The following is an 18,467-nucleotide window of genomic DNA, read 5'->3' on the forward strand; positions in this document are numbered from 1 at the left end:
CGTATTCCGCACGACGGGCAGGACAATCAAACCCGGGGCGGAAGTGTAGCAACGAAAACCTGCGCTACGACTTGTTGTCCGGTCCGCTGCATGCCTACACTCGCAGGACCCGGCCAGGCGCCGCAGCGAGGGCTTGAAACCATTTCATGCTATCCGCAGCTCCCATCGCCATGGCTTTCCCGGCAGCGCTGTCTTCCTCGCGACTGCCGGTGATCCTGCTTGCCTTGCTTGCGCTGGCCGTACTGGTGGCGGTGCTGGCGATCGCCAGCCGGCGCTATTGGCAATCCTGGCGGCCTGCCCTGCCGGAAACACCCCGCACCGAATCCCTGCGCGAACGCGACGAGCACCTCAAGCTGGCGCTGTGGGCCTCGGGCGAGCATTTCTGGGATTACGACCTGGTACGGCGCCGCATGCACCACATGCGCGCCAACGAAGGCGCCCCGCATTCGGCCGAAATCACCGTGCTCACCGGCCAGGGCGACGTGCCCACGATCCACGAACAGGACATGCCGCTGGTGATGGAGCGCCTGCGCGGCCACCTGCAGGGCGAGACGCCGCTGTTCATGTCCGAGCACCGCATGGACCTGGCCGGCAACGGTTCCTGGACCTGGATCCGGGCCCGCGGCCGCGTGGTCGAACGCGACTCCGAAGGCCGCCCGCTGCGCATCGCCGGCACCGCGCGCGACATCACCGCCAGCCGCAACGCCGAATACGAGCACCGCATCGCCAGCGAGGTCATGCGCAGCATGAGCGAGGCCGTGGCGGTGCTGGACTGGGACTACAACTTCATCGCCGTCAACCAGTCCTTCACCCGGATCAGCGGCTACGCCGACGTGGAGGTGATCGGCCAGTCGGTGACCCTGCTCGACAGCAGCCAGCACGACGAGGCCTTCTTCGAGCACATGCGCGCGGACCTGCACCGCGACGGCCGCTGGTCGGGCGAGGTCTGGAAGGTGCGCAAGGACGGCGAGGAAATCCTCTGCAAGATCGAAACCAACGTGGTCCCCGACGCCAGCGGCCAGCGCCGCCTGTACGTGATGGTGCTCAACGACATCACCGAACAGAAGCGCGCCGAGCAGGAGCTGCGCTACCTGGCCAATTACGACACCCTGACCAGCCTGCCCAACCGCTCGCTGCTGTCCGAGCGCCTGTCGCGCGCCATCGTCCGGGCGCGGCGCGAGAACGGCAAGGTCGCGGTGCTGTTCATCGACCTGGACCGGTTCAAGGACATCAACGACTCGCTGGGCCACGCCACCGGCGACCGGATCCTGCGCGCCGCGGCCGCGCGCGTGCAGCAGACCGTGGGCGCCCAGCACACGGTGGCGCGGTTGAGCGGCGATGAATTCACCGTGGTCCTGGAGGACATCGGCTCGCTGGGCGATGCGGAGAACATCGCCCAGCGGATCATCGATGCGTTCATGCTGCCGCTCAGCTTCGGCGAACGCCTGGAATTGTCGGTGTCGCCCTCGATCGGGATCAGCCTGTACCCGGACCACGCGCAAGTGCCGACCGACCTGCTCAAGCACGCCGACACCGCCATGTACCAGGCCAAGTCCGCCGGACGGCACACCTACCAGGTGTATTCCGAATCGATGGACGAGAAGACCCGGCACCGCGCCATCCTGGCCAGCGCGCTGCGCCGTGCGCTGGAACGCGACGAGCTTTCGCTGGTATTCCAGCCGCGTCTTTCGTTGACCCAGCAGCGCATCACCGGCGTCGAAGCGCTGCTGCGTTGGCAAAGCAAGGACTTCGGTGAAGTTTCCCCCGGCCAGTTCATCCCGTTGGCCGAGGAATCCGGACTGATCCTCGAAATCGGCGCCTGGGCGCTGCGCCAGGCCTGCATGACCCTGCGCCAATGGCACGAACTGGGACTGCCGTGCCTGACCGTCGCGGTCAACGTCTCGGCGCTGCAACTGCAGCGCGGCGACCTGGCCGACGTCGTGGCCCGGGTCCTGGAGGAGACCGGGGTACCTGCGCATTGCCTGGAGCTGGAACTGACCGAAAGCGTGATCATGGCCAATCCGGAGAAGAACGCCGATACGCTGCGCGCCTGCCGCCGGCTCGGGGTGTTCCTGGCCATCGACGACTTCGGCACCGGCTACTCCTCGCTGGCCTACCTCAAGCGGTTGCCGCTGACCACGCTCAAGATCGACCAGGAATTCGTCGGCGACCTGACCCACGACAGCGACGACGAGGCCATCACCAGCACCATCATCAACATGGGCCACTCGCTGTCGCTCAACGTGATCGCCGAAGGCGTGGAAACGGCCGCGCAATTGCAGTTCCTGCACGACCATGGTTGCGACGAGATCCAGGGCCACTGGATCTCCCACGCCCTGCCGCCCGAGGCCTGCCTGCGTTTCATCCGCGAGTACGGCCTGAAGGTCGCTTCCTGACAAGCCCTGTGGGAGCGGCGTAAGCCGCGAGCTTTGGTTTTGGATCTCAACCTGCCGGATACCTGGATAAAAGCTCGCGGCTTACGCCGCTCCCACATCATGCTTGACCGCCCGCCGGGGCCATGCCTATCGTGGCGCCATGGACAACGAAGCCATCGACCCGCTCCGCAGCCTTGCCGCGCGTATCCAGGAACTGGCCGACCGTTGCCAGCGCCTGGCCGACGAAAACCGCAGCCTGCGCACCCAGCAGGAGCAGCTTGCCAGCGAACGCTCGCAACTGCTGGCCAAGAACGAGCAGGCCCGCTCGCGGGTCGAAGCCATGATCACGCGGCTGAAATCGTTGGAGCAGCACACATGAGCGGCAACGAACCGGGCAGCGTCCACATCCTGGACCGCGAATACACCGTCGGCGTCGAAGCCGGCGAGCGCAGCAGCCTGATGGCCGCGGCCAAGCTGCTGGACGGCAAGATGCGCGAAGTCCGCGGCAGCAACAAGATGGCCGCGGTCGATCGCGTCGCGGTGCTGGCCGCACTCAACCTGGCGCATGAACTGCAGCAGTTGCGCGATGAAAGCAGCGCGCGCGAACTGGAATTGTCGCGCACCCTGGGCGAATTGCACCGCAAGCTCGACAGCGTGCTCGACGCGCCGCGCTGAACCCGGTTCCACGGATCGCGTAGCCCTGCGTGGAACCGGGACGCAGCACATCGATGCGCACTGCAAAATGAATCCCACCGACGAACGGACTTTGCATTTCCGTCGCCATCGCTATACTGGCCGCGCATCCTCTGCCGTGAACGACGGCGTGCAAAACATTCGCCTTGTCCCTTAAATACGACCACGGGAAGGGAACGGAAGCCAGGAGCGCAAGTCCGCCTCGCAGCGGAAAGCCCGAAGGCCCCCAACTCTTCCCACTTGAACCCCGGGTTCAAGGTCGTTTCGCAAGCATCGTCATGGCGGAGGATGTATTTTTCTTCGATTCCCTGTAGGAGCGGGCCTTGCCCGCGATGCCTTGTAGTACCTACAGATCCCAAGAGCATCGCGGGCAAGGCCCGCTCCTACGTCTCCTGCTCCTACCTCTCTATAATCCGCGCATGGAATCCATCACGCGGAACGCTGCATGACCCCGGACCGCACCAGCCTGCGCAGCGGATTGCGCGCGCAACGCCGTGCCATCCCCGCCCCGCAACGCATCGCCGCCGCCGACGCGCTGGGCAATCGCCTGCTGCAGCTCGCGTTCGCGCCCGCCAGCGGCTACGTCGCCGGCTACTGGGCGATGGATGGCGAGATCGCCCTGCACAGCTGGCAACTGCGGCTACCGCGCGAACTGGTTTATTGCCTGCCGGTGCTGCACGAAGAAAACCAGTTGCGTTTCGCGCCCTGGCGACCGGGCGATCCACTGGTGACCAACCGCTTCGGCATCCCGGAACCGGACGTGGGACCGGCCTCGGCGTTGCCACCCGAGGCAATGTCGCTGGTGGTCATGCCGCTGGTCGGCTTCGATCCCGGCGGGCGCCGCCTGGGCATGGGAGGCGGCTGGTACGATCGCACTTTCGCTTTCCGCCATACCGCGATGCCACCGCCCTGGCTGGTGGGCGTCGGCTTCGATGCGCAATGCGTGGATGCGCTGGATACCGAATCCTGGGACGTAGTGCCCGACGCGATCTGCACCGAAACCCGAACCCTGGTGGCCGCCCCCCGTCATGAGTAACCGCAAACGCTATTGGCTGATGAAGTCCGAACCGGATGCCTTCTCCATCGATGATCTGCAAAAAGTCGGCATCGAACCCTGGAATGGCGTGCGCAACTACCAGGCGCGCAATTTCATGCGCGACGGCATGCAGGTCGGCGACGGCATCCTGTTCTACCACTCCAATTGCGCCGTGCCCGGGATTTCCGGCATCGCCAAGGTGGCGAGCAAGGCCTATCCGGACGAAACCCAGTTCGACCGCAAGAGCGACTACTACGACCCCAAGGCCACCCGCGAGGAACCGCGCTGGATGCTGGTCGACGTCGCCTTCGAACGTAAGCTCAAGCGCGTCATCCCGCTGGAAGAAATCAGGCAGCACACCGAAGCGCTGGGCGAAGGTTTCGCCCTGACCAGCAAGGGCACCCGCCTGTCGGTGATGCCGGTCACCGCCGCGCAATGGAAGCTGCTGCTGTCCCTGGAATAGATCCCCCGTAGGAGCGCCCCTTGGGCGCGATGCTTTTGCTTCAAGCCCCATCGCAAAAAGCATCGCGCCCAAGGGGCGCTCCTACAGTTGCCAACTTAACCCACAGGAATCTTCACGTGCCGCAGAACGAAGCAAAACGCCTGGCCGCCGAGAAAGCCATCGAATACGTCGAAGACGGCATGATCGTCGGCGTCGGCACCGGTTCCACGGTCGCCTTCTTCATCGATGCGCTGGGCCGGATCAAGCACCGCATCGCCGGCGCCGTCTCCAGTTCCGAGCAGAGCACCGCGCGCCTGCGCGGCCACGGCATCGAGGTCATGGAACTCAACGACACCGGCGAGCTGGCCTTGTACGTGGACGGCGCCGACGAATGCGACCCGCACAAGCGCCTGATCAAGGGCGGCGGCGCCGCGCTGACCCGCGAGAAGATCATCGCCGAAGCCAGCGAAAAGTTCGTCTGCCTGATCGACCCGAGCAAGCAGGTGCCGATACTCGGCAGATTCCCCTTGCCTGTCGAAGTGATCCCGATGGCGCGCAGCCTGGTCGCGCGCCGGATCCTGGCGCTGACCGGCGGCCAGCCGGTCTGGCGCGACGGCGTGGTCACCGACAACGGCAACGTGGTCCTCGACGTGCACAACCTGTCGATCATCGACCCGGTGGCGATGGAGAAGGAACTCAACCAGATCCCCGGCGTGGTCAGCGTGGGCCTGTTCGCCCGCCGCCCCGCCGACGTGGTCATCGTCGGCGGCGAGCCGCCGCAGGTGCTGTAAGTCCGTGGGAGCGGTGTCCCGCCGCGAGCTCTTGATCGCGCCCGGGGCTGGATGAAGGCAACAAGCTGAAAAGCTCGCGGCGGGACGCCGCTCCCACGACCCTGTTCCGGATCAGCGCGACAATTCGATCCTGGCGGGCGATCCCAGCCTTGCGGCGAATGTGATCAGCATATCCAGGCTGAATTTCTCGACCTTGCCGCGGGTCAGGTCCGACACGCGACCCTGGCTGACGCCCAGCACTTTGGAGACAGCCACCTGGGTCATCTTGCCAGCCTTGATCTTCTTATCGAGCTGCGCCATCAGGTCGACGCGCAATGCCAGCACCTGCGCATCCGCGTCATCGAATCCAAGATCGGAAAACACGTTTCCGCCGGATTTCATGATTTTGTTCTCTTTCATCGCATCCACCTGCCTACATGGCCGCGACTATCCATTTATCCGGATTATATGCAAGTTCTTGGATATCCGCTTGGTAGCAGAATAGTGAACAGCCGTGGCGGAATCGCCGAAACGCCACTGTTTGTCACTCGGACTGAAGACAAGTCGGGCGGCGGCCCGGCCTTGAACGATCCGATCAAGCCGACCAAGCATCCCACCGGGTGCGCAGGCATCCCGATACCCGGCCGCAAGCAAGTGCAGTGTCGCGCGCGACACTCTGGATACTCGCGCGCAAGGCTTTGCAGGTTCGGACGCACGGCTTTCTGTGTCGGGCGCGATGCTCCAGAGGCTCGCGTTCGACACTCGGAAGGTTGGCGCCAAGGCTATGCGTCCTTGTGCGCGAGTCTCGGAGAGTCGGTGGCGACGTTACCGATATTCGCCAGCGACATGCACCCCCTCGCGCGCAAGGCTTTGGAAGTCGCGCGCGGGTATGCCGCATTCCGTGCCTGGGTATCGGGATGCTTGCGCGAGCGTGCCGGAGGGACGGTGGCTACCTTGCCGGGGTCGACGCTCTGGAACCGAACCGGATTCTGGGTATAGAGTCGAGTTGCCGGCCATGCGGGCCGGTTAACTGACAAGGAATCAAGGAGCGAACTATGAGTCAGAATCTGATCGACATGAACCTCACCGCGGAGAACCTGTCCGCCATCGACACTGCTTTCACCCAACTCGAAACCCAGCTCACCGGTCTGCTGGCATTGACGCCAGCCAAGCGGCGGGAGCTAAGCAAGATGGGTGACAAGTCGGAGGCGTTCTGCCGGCAGGCGGTGAATATCCTGAGTGAGAACCCCGGCATCCTCCCGCGCGACTTCGACCTGGAAGGCTTGCAACGGGACTTGGCAACGTTGGATGCATTGCGACCCCGGATGATCCGTTTCACCAAGTTGTACAAGCGTATGCAGGACACCGACATGGCCCTGGGCAGCGACCTGATGACCGGTTCGCTGGAAGGCTATGCCTTCCTCAAGGTCGCCGGAAAGGGCAAAGGCCTCGACGAATTGAAGAAGATGCTTGCAGCCAGGTTTTCAAGGCGGTCGCCTGCCGCCCCTCCTGAAGACCCGGCGGCAAGCCAGTAAGTAATAACAAGAAAAGGCCTCTTATTTGAGGCCTTTTCTTTTCCCCACCCGTCCCATTCGTAAGGGATATTTGGAAAAACGAACCAAGGCAGTAAAGAATCGTTGACGAAAGCCAAGCCCGAACCGCAACATCTCGCAGCACCCCAGTTAAGGGGTCTATTTAGAGTTAGGCCGCATGAGAAAAAAACGCGCGACCGTTGCCAAGAAGCGAGTCTCATTGTTTGTTGTTGGTCTTGGCTCGTTGCTTGGACTTATGGCGATCGGCTACGGATCGATCATGCTAGTTCTTCGTCCGGCTGGTATTGGCCCCTGCAGGACTAACTGTGGTCTTGAGCAGGCACTCCTGACAATGCTTGGTCAGCCGCTATACAACCTTATTTTCGGGCTGCTATGGGTTTCCGCTGGGCTTGCGCTGATAGTTATGCTTCTAAAAGCTCGCTTTTTTAGGTAATTGAGTATGCGGCCTAACAATTCGTTCAAGCCGAACCCGCATCGGGGCGGCGCCTGACTGCACGCCTTCGGCTATATTTGCATCCAGTCGCCGCCCCGCTGCGGGTCGGCTTAACTCAGGCGTTAGAGGGCGATCCAAGCATCCATGCAGCCGTCAAAAGCAAACACTGCACCTTCCAAGGCGTACACGCTTTTCTCGGCGGCGTTCTTGGGTGCATTACTTTGCTTTGGCATTGTGATGCTGGCAGATCACTTTGGGTGGCGCTGGCTTGGCTTCACAGGCGTTATCGTTGGTTGCATGACAATAGTCACAGGCGGAGCAGCTGTAATCACAATGGTGGCGCGCAAATTCCGGCGGAGAGGGTGATAAAGCCGCCGCCCTCTAACAATTCGTTCAAGCCGAGCCCAAATCGTGGCAGCGCCTACGTGCCTACGCTACGCTAGCATGCAGTCGCCGCCTCGCTTCGGGCCGGCTTAACTCAGGCGTTAGGCGTCACATGATGAACTGGCAAGACCTGCAGGAAGAAACCGCCGATCTATTCCGACAGCTTGGCTGTGCTGTTTCCGTGGAGCACAGCATTAGCGGTGCACGTGGCACGCATGTCGTGGATGTCTTCGTTGAGTTTAGATCGTTCGGGATACCGACCACATGGCTCATTGAGTGCAAGCACTGGAAAAGTAACGTCACTAAGGAAAAAGTCCTAGCACTTAAGGCAATCTCAGATGATCTAGGCGCTGACAGAGCAGTGATCGTTTCGACGTCAGGATTTCAAGCCGGCGCCATCAAGTGCACTGAGAACACAAACATCACGCTTACCGATCTGGACGGGCTTCGCGAGCTAACAGCAGATCACGCAATCTCAATGTCGTTACTAGACCTTGAATCAAGAGGGTACAAGGTCAGGCATGGACTCAATTCTCTCTACAGAACTCATAAGCACGATAAGCATCACTGGTCTTCCAAGCCAGTACACGATTCTGTTGATGGCCGCGCGGTGATGACTTGCCTCGGCCAATTCTCATCGCTCCAGTACGGCTTTGAGAGAGCTCGATTGGGCACGCCACCGTATAACTGCGGCTGGACGGAAGATGGAAATTCCGTAATTCGTACAGACGATCTACATGAGTTCATGGGCTATGCAAATCAAATTGTTGCTGCCGGGGAACTACTTCTTGAGCAACAGCTTCAGGCTATCAAGGGTGACGCCTAACAATTCGTTCAAGCCTGACCCGCATCGGGGCGCCGCCTGGGTACTTTTCCGCTACGCTAGCACCCAGTCGCCATCCCGATGCGGGTCGGCTTAACTCAGGCGTTATACCCACGGGGAAGTTTATGGCTAACAGAGCAAATCTCGTCAATCTTGATGCAATGATCACGCGCGAGGATTTCGCCGCCAAGTCATCGCAGACATCTCCGCATTACGACAAGCAAGACAAGATTTCAGTTCGTGACTTCACTGCGGATGGACTTCTTGGCTCCCTGCTACGCAAGCCGGACTTTCAACGGGAAACCAATCACTGGACGCCGGAGCAAGTCGTCTCACTGCTTGAGTGTTACGTTGATGGCGACCTGATCCCTTCGGTGATCCTCTGGCAATCCGAGATGGCAACATTTGTGATTGATGGCGGGCACCGCCTCAGTGTCTTGCGCGCTTGGATTGAGGACGACTACGGAGACGGACACCTTTCACTCTCCTACTTCGGGACAGAACTTTCTAAAGAACAAAAGCGCGTAGCTCATCGCACGAGACAACTGGTCGAATCAAGAATCGGGCGCTGGTCCACCTTACAGAAGAAAGCTAAGGATTCGCTTGCTGAAGAGGAGAAGAAGCGACTGCACATCATCTCAACGCGTGCGCTGCCGATTCAGTGGGTCAATGGAGACGTAGACAAGGCCGAAGCGTCATTCTTCAAAATCAACACAAAAGGGACGCCACTAGATAACATTGAAGAACTTCTGCTCAAGAATCGTCACAAGCCGATAGCTATTGCAGCAAGAGCAATCATTCGCTCCGGCAAAGGACATAAATACTGGTCCAGCTTCGACGACGAGATTGCGGAGAAGATCGAACGCTCCGCAAAGCAAATCAATGAACTACTTTTTGATCCCGAGATCCAAAGCCCGATCAAAACGCTTGACCTTCCATTGGGCGGATCACGGGGCATGCGCACTGCAATTCAAACTCTTATTGACTTGTGCATCATTGCCAATCGCGACCAGAGCGGAAAGCCGGTCAAGCTAAGCGACACACTTGACGATAGTGATGGCAGCGGCACTCTCAAGGCTCTACAGAAGACAAAGTCGCTAGTAGAGAGAGTTACAGGCAACGCGCCTGGCAGCCTCGGTTTGCACCCCGCGATTTACTTCTACGGTCCGAGCGGAAGGCACTCCAGCTATATGTTCATGGGCACAATGGAATTGATTGCCAAGAAGGCCATCAATAACGACTCGGAGTTCTTCAAGAAGTTCACTAGTGTTCGCCGTGATCTAGAGAAGATCCTGATCGAGAAGAAGGACCTCCTGTCGACAATTATTCAGCGACACATCAGCGGCCGCCGCGTAAGCGTTCACGCTACCGTGCTCGAGTTCATCGTCAAAAAACTACGCGATGGACAGGTTCCGACCGACACAGACCTCGTCTCGATTGCCAATCTAGAGGGGAAGATTGTGGTCGGCACCCCGGCCACATCAGGAACCGAGTTCAGCGACGATGTGAAAAGCAAAGCTTTCATCGCATCAGCGATTAGCTCCGCACAACGCTGCACAGTTTGCGACGGATACCTAGACCCGACTAAGTCGGTATCTTACGACCACGTAAAGGACAAAAAGCTTGGCGGCATTGGGGACGTGGGCAATTGCGGTATGACGCACCCATACTGCAATACCGGATACAAGAACGGCGGTGGGGCGTAACAATTCGTTCAAGTCGATGCCGCTTCGCGGCACGGCTTAAATCTGGCGCTAGGCCCGTAAAAAAACAAAATACAGTGAGCGGATTTTTATCCGCTCACTGCATGGTTTGCATTACTCTTCAACCACAATCGTGATACCGCGCCCTGTAACTTCGACTCGTGCTTTCTGTCCAACCACAAAGCCTGCTGCCTGTAACCAGTCACCACTCAGGCGCAAGAGCGGAACCTGTCTTGGTCTGTAGCGGAGTTCGCTATTTTTGTGCTGGCTCTCATAGTATTGATAGCCCACCTTCAAAACGCGCGGCTTGAGTAAAACTTTGGCCTGTTTAGCCATGGCAATCTCCTAGCATTCGTTGAGTAACCAACTTCGCCTCCTGTTGAGAGAGGCGGCCGGGTGCTTCAACACGGTACTAGGTCCGCCCGCAGATTTTCCCTTTCGGGTGTTGTATAGCTGCGCGCCACCCGGCCATAGGTGTAAAACCCTAGGCACAAAAAACCGCGTTGCTTTCGGGTGCGGCTGACCGCCTAGTAAAGGTGTGTTGAGCACCTGCAGACAATCTATCGGCCTGCGGGCTCATGGTCAACTGGCAGGGGTGGGCCTAACAACTCGTTCAAACCGAGGTTCCGAAGCTTAAGGCTAGCAAGTGAGCTCCTTGCACCACACACGGGCGCTGAAGCTTAGCAATTCCTTCAAGCCAAACCCGCATTGGACGGCTTAATTCAGGCGTTATCCACCATCGCGACTCACGTCGCTCCTACGCCGCGAATTGGCGCACCTTCCGCAGACTGTCCTTGATTTCGCGCTCGGCGATCTTGAGGTCGTAGCCGGACTGCAGGTTCAGCCAGAGTTGCGGGCTCTGGCCAAAGGCGCGACCGAACCGCAGCGCGAGATCTGCCGTCACCGGGCGCTCTTCGCGGACAACATGCGAAATGCGCATTGGCGAGACGTCGATAGCACGGGCGAAGGCCGCTCGGCTCATTCCGCGATCTTCGAGAATTTCCTGGAGGAATTCTCCGGGATGGATCGGTGGCATGCCGTTTTTGATAGCAGGGATGGACATGATTCGATTCTCAAATCGGTGAATTTCTTCCCGACACCATGAACAATATTCATACGTGTTGCAATGGCGTCAATTGCAAGCTGCACGCAGGAGCGACGTGAGTCGCGATTGACGGCCGCTTTATCCTTCGCGACTTACGTCGCTCCTACGTCGCCCCACGGCTGGCGACCGATGAATTCCAAGTTGTTGATTGAGCTTGTTTCTCCCCCGATGAGAACGGTCGGCGCGATAATTTCCCCGCCATGACCCTGCGCTGCCTCTTCGTCGACTTCAACTCGTTCTTCGCTTCGGTGGAGCAACAGGACAATCCTGCCCTGCGCGGCAAGCCGGTGGGCGTGGTGCCGGTGGTTGCGGCCACCACCTGTTGCATCGCCGCCAGCATCGAGGCCAAGAAGCAGTACGGCATCGGTACCGGCACGCCGGTTTGGGAAGCGCTGGACCGATGTCCGGATTTTGAGCTGGTCGAGGCGCGGCCGGCGCGTTATGTCGAAGTCCACCATCAACTGATGAACGCCATCGAGGACTGCATCCCCCATGCCAAGCCCGATTCCATCGATGAAGTGCCCTGCTATTTGATCGGCCGCGAACGCCAACGCGGCAACGCCATCGTCATTGCGGAAAACATCAAGCGGCGGATCGCGAAGGAATTCGACTGGATCCGCTGCTCCATCGGCATCGCGCCCAACCGGTTCCTGGCCAAGACCGCTTCGGACATGCACAAACCCGACGGCCTGACCGTGCTGGAGATGGACGACCTGCCGCACAAGCTGCATGCGCTGGAATTGCGCGACTTCTGCGGCATCGGCCCGTCGATGGAACAGCGCCTGATCCACACCGGCATCCACACCGTGCAGCAACTCTGCGGCGCGACGCGCGAGCATCTGCGCGCGGCCTGGGGCAGCCGCGATGGCGAGCGCTTCTGGTTGCAACTGCGCGGCCAGGATGTGCCCGACCGCATCACCCAGCGCGGCTCGATCGGCCACTCGCACGTGCTGGGGCCGGAACTGCGCAGCTTCGAAGGCGCGCGCTCGGTGTTGTTCAAACTGCTGGCCAAGGCGGCGATGCGCCTGCGCAAGGATGGATTCCAGGCCAGCGGTCTGTCGATCCGGATCCGCTTCGTGGGCCTGGAGCACCGCTTCGAACGCGACCTGGCCTTCGCGCCGATCGACGATACGTCGACCTTCCTGCACCAGCTGGGCGAACAACTGGCGCAACTGGAAACCGCGATCCAGCGCGGACGCTGGAATCCACGACGCAACCCACCCTTGTCGGTGGCGGTCACCCTGGTCGGCCTGCAGCAGGGCGACAGCGTCACCGGGGACCTGATGGCCAATCGCCAGCGCGACCGCGACATGAGCCGCGTGGTCGACCGGATCAACCAGAAGTACGGCAACAATTCGATCTATTTCGGCGCCATGCAGCACGCCCTGGCCCACGATGCGGCGCCGATGCGCATCCCCTTTTCGCAGATCCCGGAAACCGCGCGGGAGAAAGACGTCGCCACCCACCGGAAAGGCAACGCACGGAAACCCGAAACCGCGGACGAGCTGTTCCTGAAGCGGGAACGCCAATTCAAGGTCCTGGCCGAGAACGCGCACCGCGAGGTGCAGAAGCGCAAGCGTCCTTCCGCGTCCGGCGACAAGGCCGAACCCTTCAAGGCCGGCGCGGGCGGCTGGAACCAGGCCAGGAAGCGCGACACCGAACCCGCGATCGGCGAAACCCGGCCCCTGTTCTGAACCGGGCCGGCTTGCCGATACACTAGGGAGCCCCTGAACAATTCGCTCTCGTCATGACCAGCCATCCGGCTGTTGAAAGCCCCGCGAAGGCGGAAGTGCTTTTCAACGGCGCAAGCCGGTCAACCCAGCGTCTTTGCTTTCAATGGTTTGAAGTCACTGGGTCCCCGCCTTCGCGGGGATGACGAGAATTGTTCATGTCTTCCCTAAATCCTGTCTTTTGCCCGGAGCCTTCCATGTCCGTATCGCGCCTGTTGCCACTTGTCCTGTTGTCGTTGCTCAGCGGCTGCGCCAGCGCCGGCAGCTGGGTGGAGCTGGGCGGACAGCGCTACAAGGTGGAAGTCGCCGACGACGATGCCGAACGCGCGCGCGGGCTGATGTTCCGCGACGAACTGGCGGCCGGCAGCGGCATGATCTTCATCCACGACCGCGAGGAGCCGCAGGCCTACTGGATGAAGAACACCAAGATCCCGCTGGACATCCTGTACTTCGACGACGCGCGCAAGCTGGTCGCGCAACAACGCGACGTGCCGCCCTGCTCCGCCGGCGACGCCTGCCCGCCCTACCCCAGCAATGCGCCCGCGCGCTACGTGCTGGAACTGAACGCCGGCGAGGCGGCGAAACTGAAGCTGGAGAATGGCGCCGAGCTCAAGCTGGGCGGTGGGATTCCCAAACTGCCATAGCCTCTTGTGGGAGCGGCGTCAGCCGCGAAGGCGACCCTCCCGAAGCATCGATTCGCTATGGCGCCGGTGGGCTCTTGCTCGCGGCTGACGCCGCTCCCACAAGAGCCCGAGGAACTCGCAGCGGAAAACCGCTCCTGCATCGGGCTTGATTGTGGTGGCGATCGGCGCCAATCTTGAGCCATGGGGGAACGACTGACATTGCCGGACTGGAGTTCGCTGGCGGCGCAGGCCGACGAATCCGTGCCCCTGCTGGAAACCGCGTTGCTGATCGCGCGCGACGAGTATCCCGGCCTCGACGCCGACCTCTACGACACCCTGGCGCAAAGCCACGCCGAACACCTGCGCCCGGAAATCGAGGCGATCGATGCCTGGCCGCTGAAGATGGCGGCGATCAACCGGCACCTGTTCGACGAACTGGGCTATACCGGCAACCATGACGAATATTACGATCCGCGCAACAGCTACCTGAACGAGGTGTTCGAGCGCCGGCTGGGCAATCCGATTTCACTGGCGATGGTGCAGATGGAAGTGGCACGCCGGCTGGGCGTGCCGTTGGACGGGGTGTCCTTCCCCGGGCATTTCCTGGTGCGATTGCCGGTGGACGACGGCATCCTGGTGATGGATCCGTTCAACGGCGGCCGCCCGCTGGGCGCCGACGAGCTGCGCGAACGGGCCAAGCCGCACCTGGGCGGCGATATTCCCGACGACAACGCGCTGATGCACATCCTGGACCCGGCTTCTCACCGCGCCATCCTGATCCGCATGCTGCGCAACCTGCATGGCGTGTATGCCGAACGCGACGAGTGGGATCGCGCCGCGCGCAGCGCCGACCGCGTGCTGAAGCTGTCGCCGGAACAACCCGAGGCGCTGCGCGATCGCGGCCTGGCCTACCTGAACATGGATCATCAGCACGGCGCACGCCATGACCTGGCCCGCTACCTGCAACTCGCGCCCGAGGCGGCCGATGCGGGCGCCATGCGCGAACGCCTGGTGGAATTGAACACCAGCCGGTCGCGGATGCACTGATCTGTAGGAGCGCCCCTTGGGCGCGATGCTCTTCTGCGATCTGGCCGGAAAGCATCGCGCCCAAGGGGCGCTCCTACGGGTCAATCGACTTCGATCATCTCGAAATCGTCCTTGCCCACGCCGCAATCCGGGCAGGTCCAGGTGTCCGGGATGTCCTTCCAGCGCGTGCCGGGCGCCAGCCCTTCCTCCGGCAGTCCCTTGGCCTCGTCGTAGATGAAGCCGCAGACGACGCACATCCAGGTCTGGTAGCGGGTGTCGGTGGCGTCGGTCATCGGGGGATAATGTCGGGGAAGCGGGCCGCCATTGTCCCATTCCTCACCTCGCACCGGAAGTTTGCCGATGAATTGCCGCTGGCCGCATCCCGGTCCTGCTCCCCATGGCCTGTATCTGATCACCCCGGATGAAGCCGATACCGCGCGCCTGCTGGCGCGCACGGCGCCGTTGCTGGTCGCGGGCGCGGCCTGGCTGCAATACCGCAACAAGCGCGCGGGCGATGCCTTGCGGCACGAACAGGCCTCGGCCCTGCAGGAGCTTTGCCTGCAGGCCAGCGTGCCGCTGATCGTCAACGACGAGGTGCGCCTGGCCAAGGCCGTGGGCGCGGCGGGCGTGCACCTGGGTGAAGACGATGGCGACATCGCCGCGGCGCGCGCCATGCTGGGCACCGACGCGATCATCGGCTCCTCTTGCTACGACCAGCTGGCTTTGGCCGAAGCCGCCGTCGCCGCGGGCGCGGATTACGTGGCCTTCGGCGCTTTCTTCCCCACGCGCAGCAAGAGCGGCACCCGCCACGCGGATCCGCGCCTGCTGGGCGAGGCCGCGTCGCTGGGCGTGCCGCGGGTGGCGATAGGCGGCATTACCCCGGACAATGCGCGTTCGCTGGCCGAAGCCGGAGCGGACCTGGTCGCGGTGATTTCCGGCGTCTACGACGCAGCGGACCCGGTCGCCGCCGTGCACGCCTACCGCCGATCCTTTTTGTAGGAGCGGGCCTTGCCCGCGATGCTTTCCCGCGACCTGCACGAAGAGCATCGCGGGCAAGGCCCGCTCCTACGGACACCACTTCCCTGGATGTAGAACACCATGAACCACGAAAAATCCCACGCCCTTTTTTCACGCGCCCAGGAGCTGCTGCCCGGCGGGGTCAATTCGCCGGTGCGTGCGTTCAAGTCGGTCGGCGGCGAGCCGTTCTTCGTCCAGCGCGCCGATGGCCCGTACCTGTTCGACGTGGATGGCAATCGCTATATCGACTACGTGGGTTCATGGGGACCGATGATCGTCGGCCACAACCACCCGCAGGTGCGCGAGGCGGTGCAGCGCGCGATCGGCGACGGCCTGTCGTTCGGCGCGCCGTGTCCGGCCGAAGTCGCGATGGCCGAAACCATCACCCGGCTGGTTCCCTCATGCGAAATGGTGCGCATGGTCAACTCCGGCACCGAAGCCACGCTGTCGGCGATCCGCCTGGCGCGCGGCGCGACCGGGCGCATGCGCATCGTCAAGTTCGAGGGCTGCTACCACGGCCACGGCGATTCGTTCCTGGTGAAGGCCGGTTCGGGAATGCTGACCCTGGGCGTGCCGACTTCGCCGGGCGTGCCGGCCGGCTTGAGCGAGCTGACTTCGACGCTGAGCTACAACGATTTCGAAGGCGCGACGAAATTGTTCGATGACATCGGCAGCGAAGTGGCCTGCGTGATCATCGAGCCGGTGGTCGGCAACGCCAACTGCCTGCCGCCGCGCACGGGCTACCTGCAGCACCTGCGCGAGCTGTGCACGAAGCATGGCGCGCTGCTGGTCTTCGACGAGGTGATGACCGGCTTCCGCGTCGCCCTGGGTGGCGCGCAGGCGCATTACGGCATCGTCCCGGACCTGACCACCTTCGGCAAGATCATCGGCGGCGGCATGCCGGTCGGCGCGTATGGCGGACGCCGCGACCTGATGGCGCAGATCGCGCCCAGCGGCCCGATCTACCAGGCCGGCACGCTCAGCGGCAATCCCGTTGCCATGGCCGCGGGACTGTCGATGCTGGAACTGGTGCAGGCGCCGGGTTTCCACGACAGGCTCGCCGCCGCGACCAACGCGCTGTGCGACGGACTCGAAGCCGCCGCGCGCGAAGCGGGCGTCGCCCTGACCACTACCCGCGTCGGCGGCATGTTCGGCCTGTTCTTCACTTCGGAACAGGTCGATACCTACGCCCAGGCGATCGCCTGCGACAGCGCCGCGTTCAACCGCTTCTTCCATGCGATGCTGGAACGCGGCGTGTACCTGGCGCCCTCCGCATACGAGGCCGGCTTCATGTCCAGCGCGCACGACGAAGCGATCATCGCCGAGACCGTGGCCGCGGCACGCGAGGCGTTCAAGGTCGTCGCGAAAGGTTGAGTGGTTCCAAGCCTGATCTTGTGGGAGCGACGTAAGTCGCGAAGGAGTATCGATACCCTTTCGCGACTTACGTCGCTCCCACAAGGGAGGGAATCCGATTCAGGCGACGAAGGCATGCAGCGCCGCATGCAGCCGGCGCAGACCTTCAGCAATTTCCTCGTCGCTGATATTCAACGCCGGCACGAAACGCAGCACGTCCGGCCCCGCCTGCAGCAACAGCAAGCCGTTCGCCGCGGCATGATCGAGGATCTCGCCGGCGCGTCCGGCGTACTCGGGCTTCAGCACCGCGCCGAGCATCAGTCCGCGCCCGCGCACCTGCGAAAACAACTGCAATTCGCCGTTGATCGCCGCCAATCCATCGCGCAATGCCGTTGACTGCTTCACGACATTGGCCGCGATCTCCTCCGAAGCCAGCTTGCGCAGCGCGACCCGCGCCACCGCCGCGGCCAGCGGATTGCCGCCGAAGGTGGTGCCATGCGCGCCGAATTGCATGGTTTCGGCGACCTTCGGCCCCGCGAGCATCGCCCCGATCGGAAAGCCGCCGCCCAGGGCCTTGGCCAGGGTCACGATGTCCGGCACCACCCCATCCTGCCAGTGCGCGAACAGGGTCCCGGTGCGGCCCATGCCGCACTGGATCTCGTCCAGCGCCAGCAGCGCGCCATGGCGGTCGCAGAGCTCGCGCACGCCGCGCAGGAAACCCTCGGCCGCCGGCATCACCCCGCCCTCGCCCTGGATCGGTTCCACCAGCACCGCAGCGACATCGCCATCGGCCATCGCCTGTTCGAGCTGCCCGAAATCGTTGAAATCGACGTAGCGGAAACCGCCGGGCAGCGGCTCGTAGCCTTCCTGGTATTTCGGTTGCGCGGTCGCGGTGACCGTGGCCATCGTGCGGCCATGGAAACTGCCACGGAAGGTGACGATCACGCGCCGGTCGGGTGCGCGGCCTTGCGCCGTCGCCCACTTGCGGATCAGCTTGATCGCCGCTTCGTTGGCCTCGGCGCCGGAGTTGCACAGGAACACGCGGCTGGCGAAACGCGAGGCGACGACCAGCTCCTCGGCCAGCCGCAGCGGCGGCTCGCTGTAGAACACGTTGCTGGTGTGCCACAGCTTGCCGGCCTGTTCGGTCAACGCCGCGACCAGGTCGGGATCGTTGTGGCCCAGGCCGCAGACGGCGATGCCGGCGGACAGGTCGATGTACTCCCTGCCCTCATGGTCCCAGACGCGCGCGCCCTGGCCGTGCTCGAGGATCACTTCGCGCGGCTTGTATACCGGCAGATAGTACTGCTGCCCGGTGGCGAGCAGTTCGGCGGAGGTGGACATGCGTGGTTTCCTGCGGAAGACGGAGAAATTATAAGGGCGGCGAATAGTCCGACTGTGGTC

General features: G+C 62.3%; 19 protein-coding genes and 1 other RNA gene. 15 read left to right on the forward strand and 5 right to left on the reverse strand.

Translation table 11 applies throughout. From position 1 onward, the window contains the following. The first annotated feature begins 146 nt into the window (after window positions 1-146). The 7 genes from CSC74_RS10100 to rpiA all read left to right on the forward strand — a co-directional run bounded on the left by CSC74_RS10100 (window position 147) and on the right by rpiA (window position 5,337). Window positions 147-2,396 (forward strand): putative bifunctional diguanylate cyclase/phosphodiesterase, encoded by a 2,250-nt coding sequence (locus CSC74_RS10100; RefSeq protein WP_246193145.1) that lies wholly within the window; start codon window positions 147-149, stop codon window positions 2,394-2,396. A 139-nt stretch (window positions 2,397-2,535) separates the two neighbouring features. Continuing rightward, complete coding sequence (locus CSC74_RS10105) at window positions 2,536-2,754, forward strand: TIGR02449 family protein (RefSeq protein ID WP_162314681.1); 219 nt, start codon at window positions 2,536-2,538, stop codon at window positions 2,752-2,754. Beyond that, window positions 2,751-3,050, forward strand: a complete 300-nt coding sequence (locus CSC74_RS10110; RefSeq protein WP_162314344.1) for a cell division protein ZapA — start codon at window positions 2,751-2,753, stop codon at window positions 3,048-3,050. The genes CSC74_RS10105 and CSC74_RS10110 overlap by 4 nt, the downstream gene beginning before the upstream one ends. A gap of 125 nt (window positions 3,051-3,175) precedes the next feature. Next, window positions 3,176-3,360: non-coding RNA, 6S RNA (gene ssrS, locus CSC74_RS10115), on the forward strand. 153 nt (window positions 3,361-3,513) lie between these two features. After that, on the forward strand, window positions 3,514-4,104 hold the full coding sequence (locus tag CSC74_RS10120) for a 5-formyltetrahydrofolate cyclo-ligase (RefSeq protein ID WP_162314345.1): 591 nt from the start codon (window positions 3,514-3,516) through the stop codon (window positions 4,102-4,104). After that, window positions 4,097-4,567 carry an EVE domain-containing protein gene (locus CSC74_RS10125; RefSeq protein WP_162314346.1) on the forward strand — a complete coding sequence of 157 codons (471 nt, stop codon included), beginning with the start codon at window positions 4,097-4,099 and terminating at the stop codon, window positions 4,565-4,567. The genes CSC74_RS10120 and CSC74_RS10125 overlap by 8 nt, the downstream gene beginning before the upstream one ends. A 116-nt stretch (window positions 4,568-4,683) precedes the next feature. Next, window positions 4,684-5,337 carry a ribose-5-phosphate isomerase RpiA gene (rpiA, locus tag CSC74_RS10130; RefSeq protein WP_281349747.1) on the forward strand — a complete coding sequence of 218 codons (654 nt, stop codon included), beginning with the start codon at window positions 4,684-4,686 and terminating at the stop codon, window positions 5,335-5,337. A gap of 111 nt (window positions 5,338-5,448) precedes the next feature. Here the strand turns inward: rpiA and CSC74_RS10135 are convergent, their stop codons facing one another. Then, window positions 5,449-5,736, reverse strand: coding sequence for a helix-turn-helix domain-containing protein (locus CSC74_RS10135; protein WP_162314348.1), 288 nt, complete (start codon window positions 5,734-5,736; stop codon window positions 5,449-5,451). Between the two features lie 635 nt (window positions 5,737-6,371). On the opposite strand from CSC74_RS10135, the gene CSC74_RS10140 reads away from it, so the two are divergent. From CSC74_RS10140 to CSC74_RS10150, 3 genes are all read left to right on the forward strand, one after another. Then, complete coding sequence (locus CSC74_RS10140) at window positions 6,372-6,851, forward strand: hypothetical protein (RefSeq protein ID WP_162314349.1); 480 nt, start codon at window positions 6,372-6,374, stop codon at window positions 6,849-6,851. Between the two features lie 950 nt (window positions 6,852-7,801). After that, window positions 7,802-8,512, forward strand: a complete 711-nt coding sequence (locus tag CSC74_RS10145; protein WP_162314350.1) for a restriction endonuclease — start codon at window positions 7,802-7,804, stop codon at window positions 8,510-8,512. 122 nt (window positions 8,513-8,634) lie between these two features. Beyond that, complete coding sequence (locus CSC74_RS10150; protein ID WP_162314351.1) at window positions 8,635-10,215, forward strand: GmrSD restriction endonuclease domain-containing protein; 1,581 nt, start codon at window positions 8,635-8,637, stop codon at window positions 10,213-10,215. Window positions 10,216-10,326: 111 nt separating this feature from the next. Here CSC74_RS10150 and CSC74_RS10155 read toward each other — a convergent pair whose 3' ends face one another. Together CSC74_RS10155 and CSC74_RS10160 are read right to left on the reverse strand one after the other, a co-directional pair. After that, window positions 10,327-10,548: a SymE family type I addiction module toxin gene (locus tag CSC74_RS10155; RefSeq protein ID WP_162314352.1), complete on the reverse strand. Its 222-nt coding sequence runs from the start codon at window positions 10,546-10,548 to the stop codon at window positions 10,327-10,329. Window positions 10,549-10,969: 421 nt separating this feature from the next. After that, the gene (locus CSC74_RS10160; RefSeq protein ID WP_162314353.1) at window positions 10,970-11,275 is read right to left on the reverse strand and encodes a HigA family addiction module antitoxin; all 306 of its coding nucleotides are present in this window, start codon (window positions 11,273-11,275) and stop codon (window positions 10,970-10,972) included. A 242-nt stretch (window positions 11,276-11,517) separates the two neighbouring features. On the opposite strand from CSC74_RS10160, the gene CSC74_RS10165 reads away from it, so the two are divergent. The 3 genes from CSC74_RS10165 (at window position 11,518) to CSC74_RS10175 (ending at window position 14,717) form a co-directional block, all read left to right on the forward strand. After that, a complete protein-coding gene (locus tag CSC74_RS10165) occupies window positions 11,518-13,011 on the forward strand; it encodes a DNA polymerase Y family protein (RefSeq protein WP_162314354.1) in 1,494 nt (497 codons plus the stop codon). A 233-nt stretch (window positions 13,012-13,244) separates the two neighbouring features. Next, complete coding sequence (locus tag CSC74_RS10170) at window positions 13,245-13,691, forward strand: DUF192 domain-containing protein (RefSeq protein ID WP_162314355.1); 447 nt, start codon at window positions 13,245-13,247, stop codon at window positions 13,689-13,691. A 180-nt stretch (window positions 13,692-13,871) separates the two neighbouring features. Further along, window positions 13,872-14,717 carry a SirB1 family protein gene (locus CSC74_RS10175; RefSeq protein ID WP_162314356.1) on the forward strand — a complete coding sequence of 282 codons (846 nt, stop codon included), beginning with the start codon at window positions 13,872-13,874 and terminating at the stop codon, window positions 14,715-14,717. Between the two features lie 80 nt (window positions 14,718-14,797). Here CSC74_RS10175 and CSC74_RS10180 read toward each other — a convergent pair whose 3' ends face one another. Beyond that, window positions 14,798-14,989, reverse strand: coding sequence for a rubredoxin (locus tag CSC74_RS10180; protein WP_162314357.1), 192 nt, complete (start codon window positions 14,987-14,989; stop codon window positions 14,798-14,800). A 67-nt stretch (window positions 14,990-15,056) separates the two neighbouring features. Here CSC74_RS10180 and thiE point away from each other — a divergent pair, with 67 nt between their 5' ends. Next, window positions 15,057-15,695, forward strand: a complete 639-nt coding sequence (thiE, locus tag CSC74_RS10185) for a thiamine phosphate synthase (protein WP_162314358.1) — start codon at window positions 15,057-15,059, stop codon at window positions 15,693-15,695. 99 nt (window positions 15,696-15,794) lie between these two features. Then, a complete protein-coding gene (gene hemL / locus CSC74_RS10190) occupies window positions 15,795-17,087 on the forward strand; it encodes a glutamate-1-semialdehyde 2,1-aminomutase (RefSeq protein ID WP_162314359.1) in 1,293 nt (430 codons plus the stop codon). A 99-nt stretch (window positions 17,088-17,186) separates the two neighbouring features. Here the strand turns inward: hemL and CSC74_RS10195 are convergent, their stop codons facing one another. Next, window positions 17,187-18,407 carry an acetylornithine transaminase gene (locus CSC74_RS10195; RefSeq protein WP_162314360.1) on the reverse strand — a complete coding sequence of 407 codons (1,221 nt, stop codon included), beginning with the start codon at window positions 18,405-18,407 and terminating at the stop codon, window positions 17,187-17,189. Window positions 18,408-18,467: the final 60 nt, after the last annotated feature.

Source organism: Pseudoxanthomonas yeongjuensis, from assembly GCF_010093345.1.
GTDB classification, from domain to species: domain Bacteria; phylum Pseudomonadota; class Gammaproteobacteria; order Xanthomonadales; family Xanthomonadaceae; genus Pseudoxanthomonas_A; species Pseudoxanthomonas_A yeongjuensis.

Coding starts and splice junctions, on each gene's coding strand:
- CSC74_RS10140 (WP_162314349.1), top strand. CDS start 6,372: ATGAGTCAGAATCTGATCGACATGAACCTCACCGCGGAGAACCTGTCC.
- hemL (WP_162314359.1), top strand. CDS start 15,795: ATGAACCACGAAAAATCCCACGCCCTTTTTTCACGCGCCCAGGAGCTG.
- CSC74_RS10155 (WP_162314352.1), bottom strand. CDS start 10,548: ATGGCTAAACAGGCCAAAGTTTTACTCAAGCCGCGCGTTTTGAAGGTG.
- CSC74_RS10100 (WP_246193145.1), top strand. CDS start 147: ATGCTATCCGCAGCTCCCATCGCCATGGCTTTCCCGGCAGCGCTGTCT.
- thiE (WP_162314358.1), top strand. CDS start 15,057: ATGAATTGCCGCTGGCCGCATCCCGGTCCTGCTCCCCATGGCCTGTAT.
- CSC74_RS10180 (WP_162314357.1), bottom strand. CDS start 14,989: ATGACCGACGCCACCGACACCCGCTACCAGACCTGGATGTGCGTCGTC.
- CSC74_RS10170 (WP_162314355.1), top strand. CDS start 13,245: ATGTCCGTATCGCGCCTGTTGCCACTTGTCCTGTTGTCGTTGCTCAGC.
- CSC74_RS10105 (WP_162314681.1), top strand. CDS start 2,536: ATGGACAACGAAGCCATCGACCCGCTCCGCAGCCTTGCCGCGCGTATC.
- CSC74_RS10195 (WP_162314360.1), bottom strand. CDS start 18,407: ATGTCCACCTCCGCCGAACTGCTCGCCACCGGGCAGCAGTACTATCTG.
- CSC74_RS10150 (WP_162314351.1), top strand. CDS start 8,635: ATGGCTAACAGAGCAAATCTCGTCAATCTTGATGCAATGATCACGCGC.
- CSC74_RS10110 (WP_162314344.1), top strand. CDS start 2,751: ATGAGCGGCAACGAACCGGGCAGCGTCCACATCCTGGACCGCGAATAC.
- CSC74_RS10165 (WP_162314354.1), top strand. CDS start 11,518: ATGACCCTGCGCTGCCTCTTCGTCGACTTCAACTCGTTCTTCGCTTCG.
- CSC74_RS10125 (WP_162314346.1), top strand. CDS start 4,097: ATGAGTAACCGCAAACGCTATTGGCTGATGAAGTCCGAACCGGATGCC.
- CSC74_RS10160 (WP_162314353.1), bottom strand. CDS start 11,275: ATGTCCATCCCTGCTATCAAAAACGGCATGCCACCGATCCATCCCGGA.
- CSC74_RS10135 (WP_162314348.1), bottom strand. CDS start 5,736: ATGAAAGAGAACAAAATCATGAAATCCGGCGGAAACGTGTTTTCCGAT.
- CSC74_RS10175 (WP_162314356.1), top strand. CDS start 13,872: ATGGGGGAACGACTGACATTGCCGGACTGGAGTTCGCTGGCGGCGCAG.
- CSC74_RS10120 (WP_162314345.1), top strand. CDS start 3,514: ATGACCCCGGACCGCACCAGCCTGCGCAGCGGATTGCGCGCGCAACGC.
- CSC74_RS10145 (WP_162314350.1), top strand. CDS start 7,802: ATGAACTGGCAAGACCTGCAGGAAGAAACCGCCGATCTATTCCGACAG.